The organism is Gardnerella bivia, from assembly GCF_049262715.1.
Taxonomy (GTDB): Bacteria; Actinomycetota; Actinomycetes; order Actinomycetales; family Bifidobacteriaceae; genus Bifidobacterium; species Bifidobacterium vaginale_A.
In genome coordinates, this window is the sequence record NZ_CP058399.1 from 1,450,174 (window position 1) to 1,465,558 (window position 15,385).

Genomic DNA, 15,385 nt, shown 5'->3' on the forward strand with positions numbered 1-15,385 from the left:
CACTAAAATTATTGCTTTATAGATTCATCTAACATAGCTTCGTTAATAGCATCTTTCAACTCTTTTTGAGCTTCTCCATAAGCTTTCCAATCACCTGAATGGAGCGCATCATCAGAATCTTTCAAAGCTTTAGCAGCACGTTTAAGCGCAGCTTTAGACTTGTTGTTCATAGAAGTATTCTTTGACGAATCCTTAGAATCTGCATTAGAAGAAGAATCCTTAGAATCTTTAGAATCCTTAGAATCCTTAGATCCAGAAGGATTATTAGACGCATCTCCTGCTAAAGCTCCAGAATTTCCTCCAAATACTTGATTAAGAGCTTCATCTAAAGTATCTGCAAATCCAACTTGATCGCCGAATGCAACTAGAACCTTTTTAAGCAACGGATAACTTGTAGAACCGCTAGATTGCACATAAACAGGCTCAACGTAAACTAATCCGCCACCAAGTGGTAAAGTAAGCAAATTTCCACGCTTAACTTTAGTAGAACCAGATTCAAGCAAATTCAATTCTTTAGACACATTTGCATTCGCATTAAAATTATTTTGAGCTTGTCCAGGACCTGGAACGTTAGAAACTTTAGGCAGTTCTTGCAAACGAATCTTTCCATAATCCTTAGAAATTTTACCAGGAGTATCCCCTGCATCTGAATCTACTGAAAGGAAACCAGTTAGAATTTCTCGCGTAATCCTACCGGCAGGAATATATGTAGAAACAAGAGAGAATACAGGTTTCTTTGCATCTCCTGTTTGCAAAGTCAAATAATATGGAGGTTGCAAAATATCTTCATTCTGAGCTTGCTGAGATTCAGTAGGATCAACTGGAGTCTGCCAAAAATCTTCCCCAGAGAAGAACTGACTTGCACTATCTACATGATACTTTGCGAGCAAATAACGTTGAACTTTAAACAAGCTTTCTGGATAACGTAAATGCTTCATTAAATCTCCAGAAATCTTTGAAATATCATGATAATGACCAGGGAAAATCGATCTCCAAGCTCTAATAACAGGATCTTTAGTATCCCAAACATACAAATCAACAGAACCATCGTAAGCATCAACTGTAGCTTTTACAGAATTACGAATGTAATTTGCACGCTGATTAGTTAAACCTTTAATCGAATTAGACGTTGTAGTAGTAGAATCTTGAGTTACTTTACCAAAATCAGTCATTTGAGAGTATGGATAAGCATCAGAAGTAGTGTATCCGTCAACAATCCACTTAACTCTGCCATCCACAACAGCAGGATAGACTCTACCATCTAAAGTCAAGTAAGGAGCAACTTTAGATACGCGAGCTTTAGGATTTCGATCATACAAAATTTGAGAATTTTTAGTCACGCGATCTGAAAATAGAATCTGATCTGATTCAAAGCGAATAGCATGGAAAAGTCTAGATAAGAAACTACCTAAACTTGGTCCACCATTGCCTTTAAAAGTAGTTAATGCACCTTTAGAACCTGTTGGATAATCAAATTCCCAAGGAGAAGTACCTTTTGGAGAGCCAACAATCGAATACTCTGGAGCATTTGGAGAGAAATAAATTCTCGGCTCATACTTTTGCAATTTTGTAAGCTTGCCTTGAGTTGGTATTCCATATTCCATGAATTGTGGCTGACCATCTGTTGTCACTTTATTACCATAAGCTGCAACAATTCCATAACCGTGAGTATAAACAGTATGATCATTCACCCAATTTCGATTGTCATTACCGTATAAATCAAGCTCACGAGCAGCAATAACTGTATCTTGACTCACGCCATCAATATCGTATTTATCTACTGAAAGCGTATCTGCAAAAGTGTAATATTGCTTAGATTGTTGTAATTGACGGAATGTTGGAGAAGTAACTTGAGGATCTAGCAAACGAATTTGCGCAGTGGATTCTGCTTCTTTTGCAAGAGCTCCAGACTTTCCTGTAGAAGTTGCGTTATATGATTCCTTCTTAACATCATTCAAACCATAAGCAAACTTTGTTGCGTCAATATTTCGCTGTATATACTTTGCTTCAAGCTCTTGCGCATTCGGAGCAACTTTAAAACGCTGAGTCAGCATTGGAATAACTAAAGTCAATATAATCGATGAAGCTAAAAGAGAAGCAATTGTTATAGATGGAGTTTTCCAAGCTTTCAAAGCAGCAACAAAACGAGTGCCTAAAGGAACATCGCCGCGAAGAGAATGCGATTTTAATAACCAAGCACATATAACAACGCCAGCAATAAACGTCAATACAGCCATAACAATATCTAGCGGAACTGAAACGTTCATGTCTGTATACAATCCGCCTGTAATTCTAGGACCATCTAAAGTAACTGTTCCAAAAATATCTATTATTTGCGAAACAGTGAAGAAAGTAATAACAAGCATAAACCAAGCAGCTATTTGATGACGAGCATTTTTAGTAATACTGAATATACCTTTACCTTTTATAGGCATAGTTATATGAATTGCACCCATGAATAAGTGAGTTGCTATAGAGAAAATCAAAGCGAATACTAAAAGTAATACGAATGCTTTTATAAACAATCTTAAGCCAGGAAGAACGAACACGTAAAAACCATTATCAATACCAAACTGAGGATCTTTAATTCCAAATTTTTGAGCATGGAACATAAGTAAAATTTGCGCCCAATGAGTGTAAAATTGTGATCCAAAAATCGCTCCAGCTATTAAAGAAACAATTCCAGCAACATGGAATGCAATTTTTGAACTTACACCTTTCTTGATTTCAATAACATTACCTTTAATGCTAATGCGAGTTCCATCTGAACTATCTGGTCGTTTACGAATAGCTAAAGATGCTGAAAGATATCCAAATGCAGCCATTAAAATAGTGTAAAGCGCCCATACTCCCACCTTTGAGGCTAGCTGAATCCAAATCACGCTCTCAAATCCAAGTTGAGAATACCACATGCAATCAGTTACAAACTTTGCAAGGCCAAATACTGCAGCTATAGCAAAAACTACGATCAATACTGCACAAATAATAATCCAATGCCACTTTTTTGCGGAATTTAGTTTACTTTTCATAGAAAAATCACTCGTACTACTATTATTATCACTACTAATATCTAAAATTTCAGGATCTTGATTATTGTCATCCAACTCGTCATCTTTAGAATAATTATTTTTAGAAGACTCACTACTATTGAAAGACATGAGTTTACTAGCTTTATTGTAAAAACTATTACTATTTTTACTGTTTCCATATTTTTTTATAACAGAAACAAGTACAAATCCTGCTACAATAAGCAAAGCTTTCAAAATTGAGTAAATCATATTTTTAAGAATACTATATAAAGCATCCTTTTATTAAATAATCACAAAAATTGATTACACGAATATACATTGCACTAAAAACATGTATGTTATAGTTCCAGATGCAATTGAAAGTAGCATATTTTTACGCCAACAATGAAGTAATGCAACTACTATCAGCGAAATTGCTTCTGGAATACCATGAGAACCACTTAAAACATTAGTAGTTTTAAGCGAATACACTAATAAAAGACCACTCATAGCATACGGAAGAATACTTCCAAGATATCGCACGATTTTAGGAGGCTTTTTAGATTCTGGAAATATCCAAAATGCCGCAAAACGAGTTGATGCTGTTCCAATAATTGCAACAATAATAATTATTATGCTTTGAAAAACGTTCATACTCATAACATTTACGCCTTTTTTGATTCGCAATTTTCACTAGATACAACTGAATCGTCACTATAATTTACGCATAATTTTTCAAAATATTTTCTAAAAATAATAAATATTATCAAAAATGTTACTAGAGAAGGAATCATAAACATTTTCGCGCCAAGAAATGAAAGTGCCACAACAGAAATAACAACACCAAGAATAAGTACAATATGATGTTTACTAGAACGCCACTGCTCAATAAAAATAACTAGGAACAATGCTGTTAAAACAAACTCAATACCTTTCATATTGATTGGCAAAATGCTACCAACAAGCCAGCCTATTATTGCACCAATAATCCAGTAGGAATGATTTAGAATAGAAACAAAGAACATAAACCATTGTCTGTTTACGTTTTTTGCAATTTTAGCAGATGAATTTACAGCAAATGTTTCATCAGTCATATCGAAAATCATAAAAAACTTTTTTATTCCAGCACCTTTATATGGTTTTAGCATTGTTAAGCCGTAGAAAATATGTCTGACATTTACAGCTAATGCTAAAACTAGCGCAGAAAATGGGTCGAAAGAAGAGAAGAATAAGTCAAGAGTAATAAATTCCATTGTTCCGGAATATATTAGTATGCTCATTAAAATTGGATACCATATTGAAAAACCTTTTGCATGCATTAGCATTCCATAAGAAATACCAAGAAACATGTATCCAGCACAAATCGGTATAGTGAACGGAAAAGCAGTATCAAATGCTTTAAATATTACTAATTTCCTATCCGAATGCTCTTTAGAAGAAGAATCCTGTTTTTTTGACACAGAATTTAACAACTTCCACTTCCTTATCTTCAATATACGACTCAAAGATTTTTAAGTATACATTATGGTAAGCACGTTATAACAAATTTAGCGCGCTGTAAATTGAGTTAATTCTCAAAATACGAGCGCGCTAAAGAAAATCAGATTAAATTAGATTAAATCAAATTAAATCAAATTATAAAACTAAGCTACATCTGGATCGTTTTTAGCAATTGTTCCAGTGAGCTTACCAATAACCTTCAATAAGTGGTATACAACCAGCACAACAACAGTTCCGATTGCAATACCATTGAATTGAATTCCAGAAACAGCAAATTGGAAGTTAGCAATACCAATAATCATCACGATTGCAGCAATCATAATATTCACTGGCTTGTCGAAGTTCACTTTGTTTTCAACCCAGATTCGCACACCAATCATGCCAATCATGCCGTAAAGCAAAGTAGTAACACCACCTAAAACACCAGCTGGAATAGAATTGACAACAGCGCCAAACTTAGGGCAAAGGCTTAAGATGAATGCAAATGCTGCTGCACACCAATAAGCTGCAGTGGAATAAACTTTAGTTGCAGCCATAACTCCAATATTTTCACCGTACGTAGTAGTACCACAACCACCAAAGCATCCAGCAATAGCAGTACCCAAACCGTCTGCAAACAATGCAGTGCCAATCTTTGAATCGTAATCGCGACCAGTCATTTGAGCTACAGACTTAACATGACCAACGTTTTCAGCAATAAGCACAAGTACAACAGGCAAGAACATAAGAAGAACAGAGAAATCAACTTTTGGAGTGTGGAAGTTAGGCAAACCAATCCAAGGAGCTTTCTCAATCTGAGAAAAATCAACTTGTCCGTTGTAGCAAGCATAAGCATAGCCAACAAGAACACCTAAAAGAATATTCAAACGGCCTAGAAGACCACGGAAGATTACTGCAATAAGCATAACAGCAACCAATGTTACTAACGCTGTATCTGGAGCTTTTTGGAAGTTAGTCCACACAGCAGGTCCTAAATTAAAACCGATAATTGCAACTATTGCACCGTTTACAACAGGCGGCATAATAATGTCAATCCACTTTGCTCCAGCAAAATGTACAAGCACACCAATAAGAGCAAGCAGAATACCAGTGCACATAATTCCAAAGCTTGCAACAGCAATGCCTTTATGAGCAGCTGTTACAGCCATAACAGGTGCTATAAGACCAAAAGAGCTTCCCAGATAACTAGGAAGCTTATTTGCGTTAATAAGTAAGAACAGTGCCGTTGAAAGAGCAGTGAACATCAAAGTAGTTGATGGATCAAAGCCAGTAAGAATAGGCACTAAGAATGTTGCACCAAACATTGCAATAACATGCTGAGCACCAATACCAGCAGTACGAGTCCATGTTAAACGCTCATCTGGCTCCACAACTTCGCCCGGTTGTAATCTTTTACCATCGCCGTGAAGCTGCCACGTGAACAACGAATTCATTTCTTCTCCTTGCAAAAACAAGCTATATAAAATGCTTTGTAAACAAGTGTCGCTAAAAAACAAGCACTCGTCGAGCGCTGGGATGGCAGCTTCTGGGAGGTCTCCATTGCACCACCGACCCATATGCCAGAGGACATTCTAATGTTGTAAAAGCTAAGTGTCGAGTACAAAAAAGAAATTACAATTTTATAGCGAAATTTTGTTGGAATTTCAAGCAAAACCGGTGTGTCGAAAAGTACGCAAAAATCACCAACTAATGTTTATAATTACTCACTTATGTTTAAGAGAACTGAATTCAGAAACTAAAGTCAAACAAACTTCGCGAGCGCAAAATACTCAATATCAAATATTCACAGATAGAAGATCCAATAACTCCTGTAAAACGCAACATACTCCACACTCGAACTCACACCTCCAACTAACACACAAAACGAAAAGATAAATAATGATTTATTATGTTCATTTCTGTAATTTTCATGTTCGGCGTGTTGTTAAACTTTTCGCTACAAATATGCAATTAAAAATAGATAACCAAAGTTTTAGTTGTTATTTTGTTATCTTTTGTCCGATTATGAGAGAATAATGAGCTAAATGGTTAATTTCTTTGATACATGGAAAAAGAAAATCTGCACCATCGATATGGCTATTATTGCTGTATTGACACTTCTAGCTTCCTTTATTGGCAGCTGGCTTAAACAATATCCAGGATTAAAATTACTGGGTGCTCTTATTATTGCGTTGCTTGTTGGCATGGCTCTGCAGCTGCCATTGCACGCATACAAAATGAACAATGATTCAAGACGAGCAGGCGTTAAAAGCGCAGCAGGCTTGATTGCAAATAAGCTTCTTCGCCTTGGAATTATTCTCCTAGGCTTTAAGCTGAATTTGAATGATCTATTTACGAAAGGCATTAAATGCTTACCGATTGCAGCAATATTAGTTGCAATAATGATTTTCGTAACATACAACATTGCAAAACTTATGAAAGTAAACCCTCAACTTGCAATGCTTACAGCAGGCGGAACAAGCATTTGCGGAGCTGCAGCAGTTATGGGTCTTTCTGGTTCAATGCCAGTTCTTCCAGAAGAAGAAGATGAAAAAGAACAAAACGAAGTTATGGCTGTTGCAACAGTTGCAATTATGGGCACAATTTACGCTCTTGCTGAAATCTTCATTCTTCCTCACTTCGGTATGAGTAATCAACAGCTTGGCATTACAGCAGGTGCATCCCTTCACGAAATCGCACATGCTGTTGCAGCTGGTGGCGCTTTTAATAACATTGAAGTTGCAACAATTATGAAACTTGCTAGAGTTCTTATGCTTGTTCCAGCATCAATTTTCATTGCAATTTGGTGGAATGCACGCCATAGCAAAGTCGAAGGTAGCACAAAGCATAGTATTAGCTTCCCATGGTTTATGCTTGGTTTCATTGCAGCATCTATTATTGGAACTTACGTACCTTTCATAACAGCACATTCTGCTCTTCTTGTCGAAGCTGGATACGTTTTCCTCGGAATGGCTATGGCTGCTCTCGGAATTAACGTAAACTTCAAGGCTATTTTCAAGAAGGGTCGCTGGGCTTTTGCAGCAAGTTTCTTAGCGTCTATCGTATTAGTAATACTCGCTTGCATAGCAGCAAAATGCTTCTTCGCATGACGTAAATATAATTTTTATGTTTAGGGAGTCCTTATAGACTCCCTTTTTTATATTATTTTTTGCCTATGTTTGGCAACTTAAAAAGTCACTTACGACACTCAGAACACAATCCAAAAACTTCGAGAGTGTGATCTATAACAGTGTAACCATACGAATCAGCGATTTTATGAATCCAACCTTCGTCATCCGGAGGCTCTATATCAACAGTTTTACCGCAATGTTCACAAACAAGATGATGATGGTGAGTATTCTCATCACAAATTCTAAATAATTGCTGACCATTGAATCTAACTGTATCTACTTCCCCACTCTGAGCAAGAGTATTAAGTTGTCTATAAACAGTAGCTAAACCAATAATCTCACCATTATCAGTTAAAAATCTATGTAAATCTTGAGCAGAAACAAAATTACGAGATTGCCGCAAAAAACCCAATAAGGTTTCTTTCTGCTTTGTATGCCTTCTCACTGGCTGAGAACCTACCATGTATAGCGTTCCTTTCACAAATACGACAACTCTAAAAAACAATAATACCGCATAACAAACCTCTACATAAGTTAAATAATGTTGATTAAACAAATAAATATTCTGCTTTAATTCAGATTTAATTCTGCTTTAATTCAACTTTAATAGAGGAAAATTATGCGGCAGCTGCGCACAATATTAGGTTAGTCTAATTCATCATCCCAACAACCAGTAGAATCTAGCTCTTTAGCAGCCTTAATCGGATCATCGCAAAGAACAGTAATGTGTCCCATCTTACGATTTTTACGAATTTCAGCTTTACCATAATCATGAACATGCCATTGCGGATGCTCTAAAATCATCGAGCGAACAGCACAAACATGCTGACCTAATACATTAACCATTACAGCAGGAGAAAGTAGTTTAGGGGTTTTCAAAGGCCATCCAACAATACCGCGAACATGCGCTTCAAATTGATCCATATCTACAGCTTCAATAGTGTAATGTCCTGAATTATGAGGACGTGGCGCAAGCTCATTAACTACTACGCGATTATCCTTAGTAATAAAAAGCTCTATTCCAAGCGTTCCTGCAAGTTCAAATCCTTTAGCTAATCGTAAAGCTAAATCTTGAGCAGTTTTAAGAACATTTGAATCCACTATTGCTGGAGCAATAGTCATATGAAGAATACTATTATGATGCACGTTTTTTACAAGAGGATAAGTCACAAAATCCTTGCCATTTCCAGAAACAAGAATTGAAGCTTCAAAAGCAAAATCAACAAATCCTTCAAGTATAGATGGAAGGAATTTTTCACCTTTTTCTACACGTTTATGAATATTAGACACATCTTCTTGAGTCTTAAGAACATCTTGCCCATGACCGTCATAGCCACCACGACGAGTTTTAAGAATCGCAGGCAATCCAATCTCACTAATAGCAGAATCTAAATCATCTAAATTATTGACTTCACGCCAAGGAGCAGTTTCAGTCCCGTGATTATTTATAAACTCTTTTTCAAAAACACGATCTTGCGTTATACGCAATAAGTCAGTTCCTTGAGGAACAGCAACCAAATCGCGAACTTTATCAAGAGCATCTGCATTAACGTTCTCAAATTCATATGTAAGAACATCGCAACGCTTCGCAAGTTCACGCAAACCATCTAAATCATCGTAATCTGTTTCAATTTGAAAATCAGCTACTTGGCATACAGGGCAATTTTCAGTTGGATCAAGTACTCCTACACGAAAACCCATATATCGAGCAGAAAGAGCCATCATACGCCCTAGCTGACCGCCACCAATAATTCCAATAGTTGCTCCTGGCATTAAATGCTCAACAGTACCATTTGTTACTTCAGATAAGGTTGGCATTAGATTCCTCAACTTTCGCTTTTAATTGCGCACGATACTTTTCAAGTTCATTAGCAAGATCATTATCTGTAGTACTCAAAATGCTTACAGCAAGCAAGCCTGCATTAGTTGCTCCAGAATTACCAATTGCAGTGGTTGCAACAGGAATTCCTCCCGGCATTTGCACGATAGAAAGTAAGGAATCCCAACCTGAAAGAGCATGAGATTTAACTGGAACACCTATAACTGGAAGAGTTGTTTGAGCAGCAACCATACCAGGCAAATGCGCTGCTCCTCCAGCTCCAGCAATAATAACGTGTAAACCATTTTTACGAGCGTTATGCGCAAAATCAGCCATCAACTCTGGAGTACGATGAGCAGAAATAACTTGTTTCATATAAGGAACTTTGAATTTGTCGAGAATTTCACAAGCATGACGCATAGTTTCCCAATCACTAGAGGAACCCATTACGACTGCAACAATTGGCTTTGTTTCTTGCACAATAACCTCCCATGACATGCAATGCTAACTTTACGCAAAGCTAAGGAGAATATATTACTTATAAAATAAGTGGAATATATTACTTATAAAACGAATACTCAAATAAAAAATAAAATAAAAAGCGTATAGCAAGAAAATAGTACGCAAAATGCAAGCAAAAAGCAGGCAAAAAGCAGATTTCGTGCCCCCGACGCGATTCGAACGCGCAACCAACGGATTAGAAGGCCGTTGCTCTATCCATTGAGCTACAGAGGCGCAAAAAGAAAGTATAGCAAATACTCAATATAACACTCGCATTTTTTGAAATAAATTTTGCAAATTTTATAATAAATTTTAAAATCGCTCAAAAACAAGTTAAAAACAAATCAAAAACACGCAAAAAACACACTCAAAATAAACCAAAAATAAAATCAAAAATCAAAGTTAAATCAAAATCAAAACCAAAACCAAAACAAACTATTTTTCTATAATCCACGCAAGCGTAACAAGTACAGCAAGGAAAAGCAGATTAACTAAAGTGTACATAAGCAAATAGCGTCCCTTATTATGCGGATACTTATTCGTAATACCTTTATATGAAATCAATGAAGCCATAGATGCAATAAGCGTTCCCATTCCGCCTAAATTAGTTCCAATAATAAGTTGATTCCACTTATCACAGAAACCAGAAAGCAAAATAGTTGTTGGAACATTGCTTATAAATTGGCTTGATGCAATAGATACTTCCATTGGATGCGTTCCAACCCACATTTGAGCAAGCTCAGTAAATCCTGGGACTCTACGCATATTACCAATGAAAATAAAGAACATAATAAATGTAAGCGGAAGCGCCCAATCAAGCGAACGGAATACATGTCTATCGAAAATAATAAAAGCAATCACGATTATTAGTATCATTGCCCAATCTGGAATCCAGCCAGCAACACCGCACAAGCATATTGCAAATAAAGCACAATAAACTAACACACGCCACTTACTAAATCCTGCTCCATAACCCATAAGACGAATCTCATCTGGTTTAGGTTTACCTTGAGAAGGAGCAAGAACGCCTTGTTCAATATCGTCACTATGCAATCCAGAAAATTCTTTTACGTTCGTAGGCTTAAAAAACACGAAAGCAAAAACAATCATCAACAATGCTGAAGTGATTGTATAAGGTGCCATAATGCTAATGAATTCTCCTGCAGACTTCTTCGTTAAAGCAGTCAAATACAAATTATGAGCGTTTCCAATAGGCGTAAACATACTTCCAACATTTGCGCCAATAGTCATAAGAGTAATAACTAAAATAGCATGTTTTTCAGCATTAGCCATAACTAGCACAGAAATAGCAAAAGGCACGAAAGTAACTAACGCAACATCGTTTGTAATAAACATAGACGAAAAGAAAGTAAGCGACATAAGCACTATAACTAATCCGCGCTCAGTTTTCACATGTCTAAGTAAGCGAGATCCTATACTTCTAAAAACGCCTATACGCTGAAATCCGCATACTACCATCATTAAACCAACAAGCTGAGCTATTGTATTCGTATGAATATAGCTGAGATAATGCGAATCCGGAGGTACAAAAAAACAAGAAACTATAGCTAAAATAGCAGCCACGATAAGGATAGTCTCACACTTGACTAGGTTCAGCAACCAGCGTCGCATTATTCCTCCGTGACAATTTACACAACTTTCCTAATTGTATCGTAAACTACACATATTTCTTATTTTTATTTCCGACCAAATCGTTGAAATTGCAACGTATAATAGCCTTAAACACAAGCGTTAATAATAAAAATAAGACAACGTAAAATCCGACCTTTTTCCAAGACACGCGCAACAATAACATCGCTCGATAATACTGATATAGCTAATATAATGAAGTAGAATTAAGTAGCCCATAAAAAGCGAGAGCAACTGTTATGGAAAATAATCTGAATCAAGAAGCTATTGAATTTAAAAATCAAGAAGCGTCAAAGTGGCAAAATCAGCAGAATAATCAGCCGCAAAATCAGCAGCAAAATCTTGAGCATACTAAGAATACAGCTGATTTGATTGTTGAATGTTTAGTAAACGAAGGCGTTGAAGTTATTTTCGGAATTCCGGGTGAAGAAAATATTCCTCTTCTAGAAGCTATAGAAAGAAATGGGCATATTCGTTTTATAGTAACTAGACACGAACAAGGCGCTGGATTCATGGCAGCAACATACGCACATATCACTGGAAAACCTGGTGTATGTTTAGCAACTCTAGGCCCTGGAGCTTTGAATCTAACTCTTCCTGTTGCACAAGCAAACGCAAGCACTACTCCGCTTGTAGCATTATGCGCTCAAGGAAATGTATCTCGCTTGTATAAAGAATCACATCAAATTATTGACTTAGTTTCATTATTCCAACCTATAACTCAATGGTCTTCTATGATGCTAGCTCCTGCTTCCGCTCCTGAAATGGTAAGAAAAGCATTTTCTATAGCACAACGTAAACGCCCGGGAGCTACTTGCCTTGTTATACCTGAAGATATTAGTGAAATGGATGCGCCAGTAGATGCAAAGCCACTTCCACTACCTCGTCCTTTACATATTCTTCCAGCTCAAGACACTATTAACGAAGCTGCTTCGATTATAAAGCAAGCAAAACGTCCAATCATACTTGCAGGAAACGGTGTTGCAAGATCGCACGCGCAAGAAGAATTACGTAAATTCGCAGAACAACTTAACGTACCTGTAGCAACTACATTTGAAGGCAAAGGCGTGTTTCCAGACAATCACCCTAATGCTTTGGGTGTAGTTGGATTCATGCACCGCGATTATGAGAATTTTGCATTTGATACAGCTGACTTAATTATTGCAGTAGGATTCTCAATTCAGCAATTTGATCCGAAGAAAATCAATCCGCATAACGATAAAACTATTATTCACATAAATACTTTTGTGGAAGATACAGATGCTCACTATCCAGCTGCACTGAATATTATGGCAGATATAAGTCAGACTTTGTTAGCACTTACAAATACGTTAAAACAGCAAAATATTAGTTTTGACGTCAGCCACCCTCGCATTCGTCAAATGTTAAGCGATGAGCTTCATTCATTTGAGCATGATGAAAGCATGCCTATGAAACCGCAAAGAATCGTTTACGATACTCGTAGAGCAGTTCCAGAAGGCACAACAGTTCTTGTAGATACTGGTGCTTTAAAAATGTGGATGGCAAGATTGTATCCAACTATGCATCCGAATACTTGCATAATAGATAACAGTCTTTCTACAATGGCTTGGACTCTTCCTGGAGCTGTAGGAGCATCGTTCATACGAAATAGCGAACGAAAAATGAACACAAAGCCTGTACTAGCAGTTATGGGTGATGGAAGTTTCATGATGAATGTGCAAGAAATTGAAACCGCTGTGCGAGTTGGAGCGCGCATGGTGATTTTAGTTTGGGAAGATAACGCTTATGGCTTAATTAAATGGAAAATGGATTTGCATGCCGGCGAACACGAATACGTTGATTTTAAAAATCCTGATGTAGTAAAGCTTGCACAAAGCTTTTCAGCTAGAGGATCTGTAGTTAAAAACCCTGACGATTTATACAATATGCTAAGCGAAGCTTTAGCACAAAAATCTGGAGTTGACGTGATCGCATGCCCTGTGGATTATCGTGAAAATATGAAGTTGATTGAGAAATTAGGAGATATTGAATAAAGCTAATAAAGCTTATAAAACTTATAAAGCTTTTAAAACTAATAAATTGCAATTCATATCATATTGACTATTAACTAAACGCCGTCTTTATATCTTTAATTGATAAAAGGACGGCGTTTTTAAACACGTACGAACAAACTTAGCAATATGAGATAAGCTTAACAAACGTATGAAAATAAAATATTTATATTTTCTACTTTTTTGCAACAATTCCTTCGCGATGTATCAGAGGAACCATTCTGCGAATTACTTCCACTCCTTGTCCACGCAAAACCAAATCTTCTCCCTGAGAACAACGATAAACAATTGGAGGCTCACAATATCCATTCGAGATATTATTGTGGAATTCTTCTCGTATTCCTTCTAAGAAACAATTGCAAACTATATCTGATGCGCCATAAATAGCAACATCATGTAAGTTAAGTAATCCAACAGGTACAGACATTATTCGACCAAGAGTACGCCCAGCGTCTCTGAGTATATTTTCTCTGTCTAAAGGATTTTTAGCTATACGATTTCTCAAAATTGGCTCAGAAATCATGGACTCTACACACCCTTTGCGTCCACAACCACACATTTCGCCTTCTGGATCAACAATAATATGTCCAATTTCACCAGCAGAAAATGTTGAACCAGTAACAATCTTATCGTTTATGTAAAGGCTTGCGCCCACACCTCCGCCAACAGTTATGAGCATGGAATTTTGCGTAGCTCTTCCAAAGAATCTTTCTGCAACGAGCGAAACACTTGTATCGTGACTGACAATTGTTGGAATACCAGTCGCTTCTTCAATAATCTTCTTAATTGGAAAATCAGTCCAATCAAGACGCACAGATTTTACGACTGTTCCTTCTTCATTTACAATTCCAGCTAAAGCTACGCCAATACCTAAAATGTTTCTTTCAGTAGCAGAAGACAAACTTTTATATAATTCGATTATTTTAGCTACTTTTTCTTCACTGCTGTTTGTGCTAGAAACTTCTATTCTCTTAATAATGCTTCCGCACAAATCCATAATCGCACCTTTAAATGCGTATGAATCAGTTAAATCTAGAGCTATAACTCGCCAATAGGATGTGTCAATAGCCAAAACTTTTGAACGTTTACCGCGTCCTTCACGATCGTCATCCCCGACTTCGCGAAGAATATGATCTCGTATCATTTCACCTGTAACTTCACTTGTTGCCATGCGTGAAAGACCGATTTTATTACCAAGCTCTACTCTAGGCATTTGTTTAGTAGGGAAAAGCAAACTAAAAATTGCTGAAATATTATTAACCCTAATATCTGAAGGTAACTTCTTCATTATCTCATTACTCATCTCATCCTCCACTCAAGAGCATCACACTACCACACTGTAGCAACACGTGATATAACAAAAAATACTTATAAATAATTATACATTTTTCAACCATTTCGTCAATGCTCTTTACTTTTATTATTGTTATTATAACTAGCTATTTTTCGCCAAAACTAAATATGACACTAATTTTACAAATAAAATTAAGATTATTTTTTACGATTTTGAATTACTCATTTTTATGAATATCATCAATACAATAAAAACTATTACACTACCATTACATATAAAATAAATAACAAGATAAATTTTATTTACATGCACAACAATAAAGGCTTTAACACAAATAATTTTATATAAAAATATTATAAAATATTTATGTCAGCAACGTTGACAAAATACTTTATGGATGCTAACATTTACTTTAGCAATCGAGGTAGTTGCGGACTTATTTCAATCTCACAATGGGGAGAGAAAGGATA

At 36.4% G+C, this 15,385-nt stretch carries 11 protein-coding genes and 1 tRNA gene; 2 read left to right on the top strand and 10 right to left on the bottom strand.

Features of this window, described 5'->3' with window-relative positions; translation table 11 throughout:
• Positions 1 to 8 precede the first annotated feature (8 nt).
• The 4 genes from HXT27_RS05745 to HXT27_RS05760 form a co-directional block, all read right to left on the bottom strand.
• Complete coding sequence (locus HXT27_RS05745; protein WP_103043287.1) at positions 9 to 3,029, bottom strand: UPF0182 family protein; 3,021 nt, start codon at positions 3,027 to 3,029, stop codon at positions 9 to 11.
• Between the two features lie 303 nt (positions 3,030 to 3,332).
• Entirely contained in the window at positions 3,333 to 3,668 is a 336-nt protein-coding gene (locus HXT27_RS05750) for a branched-chain amino acid transporter permease (RefSeq protein WP_103043118.1), read from the bottom strand.
• 5 nt (positions 3,669 to 3,673) lie between these two features.
• Positions 3,674 to 4,468 carry an AzlC family ABC transporter permease gene (locus HXT27_RS05755; protein ID WP_199172710.1) on the bottom strand — a complete coding sequence of 265 codons (795 nt, stop codon included), beginning with the start codon at positions 4,466 to 4,468 and terminating at the stop codon, positions 3,674 to 3,676.
• 183 nt (positions 4,469 to 4,651) lie between these two features.
• The gene (locus HXT27_RS05760) at positions 4,652 to 5,941 is read right to left on the bottom strand and encodes a uracil-xanthine permease family protein (protein WP_103043119.1); all 1,290 of its coding nucleotides are present in this window, start codon (positions 5,939 to 5,941) and stop codon (positions 4,652 to 4,654) included.
• Positions 5,942 to 6,532: 591 nt separating this feature from the next.
• Here HXT27_RS05760 and HXT27_RS05765 point away from each other — a divergent pair.
• Positions 6,533 to 7,597, top strand: a complete 1,065-nt coding sequence (locus tag HXT27_RS05765) for a YeiH family protein (protein WP_103043120.1) — start codon at positions 6,533 to 6,535, stop codon at positions 7,595 to 7,597.
• Between the two features lie 85 nt (positions 7,598 to 7,682).
• Here the strand turns inward: HXT27_RS05765 and HXT27_RS05770 are convergent, their stop codons facing one another.
• The 5 genes from HXT27_RS05770 to HXT27_RS05790 form a co-directional block, all read right to left on the bottom strand.
• A complete protein-coding gene (locus HXT27_RS05770) occupies positions 7,683 to 8,081 on the bottom strand; it encodes a Fur family transcriptional regulator (protein ID WP_075523410.1) in 399 nt (132 codons plus the stop codon).
• Positions 8,082 to 8,263: 182 nt separating this feature from the next.
• Positions 8,264 to 9,436 (bottom strand): 5-(carboxyamino)imidazole ribonucleotide synthase, encoded by a 1,173-nt coding sequence (purK, locus tag HXT27_RS05775; protein ID WP_103043121.1) that lies wholly within the window; start codon positions 9,434 to 9,436, stop codon positions 8,264 to 8,266.
• Positions 9,420 to 9,884 carry a 5-(carboxyamino)imidazole ribonucleotide mutase gene (gene purE, locus HXT27_RS05780; RefSeq protein WP_369803155.1) on the bottom strand — a complete coding sequence of 155 codons (465 nt, stop codon included), beginning with the start codon at positions 9,882 to 9,884 and terminating at the stop codon, positions 9,420 to 9,422. Before purE ends, purK begins: the two co-directional genes overlap by 17 nt.
• A 215-nt stretch (positions 9,885 to 10,099) precedes the next feature.
• Positions 10,100 to 10,172 (bottom strand) — tRNA-Arg (locus HXT27_RS05785).
• A 201-nt stretch (positions 10,173 to 10,373) separates the two neighbouring features.
• On the bottom strand, positions 10,374 to 11,570 hold the full coding sequence (locus tag HXT27_RS05790; RefSeq protein ID WP_103043123.1) for an SLC13 family permease: 1,197 nt from the start codon (positions 11,568 to 11,570) through the stop codon (positions 10,374 to 10,376).
• Between the two features lie 257 nt (positions 11,571 to 11,827).
• On the opposite strand from HXT27_RS05790, the gene HXT27_RS05795 reads away from it, so the two are divergent.
• Positions 11,828 to 13,603 (top strand): acetolactate synthase large subunit, encoded by a 1,776-nt coding sequence (locus HXT27_RS05795; RefSeq protein WP_103043124.1) that lies wholly within the window; start codon positions 11,828 to 11,830, stop codon positions 13,601 to 13,603.
• Positions 13,604 to 13,796: 193 nt separating this feature from the next.
• On the opposite strand, the gene HXT27_RS05800 is transcribed toward HXT27_RS05795, so the two are convergent.
• Positions 13,797 to 14,924 carry an ROK family protein gene (locus tag HXT27_RS05800; RefSeq protein WP_075523414.1) on the bottom strand — a complete coding sequence of 376 codons (1,128 nt, stop codon included), beginning with the start codon at positions 14,922 to 14,924 and terminating at the stop codon, positions 13,797 to 13,799.
• Positions 14,925 to 15,385 lie beyond the last annotated feature (461 nt).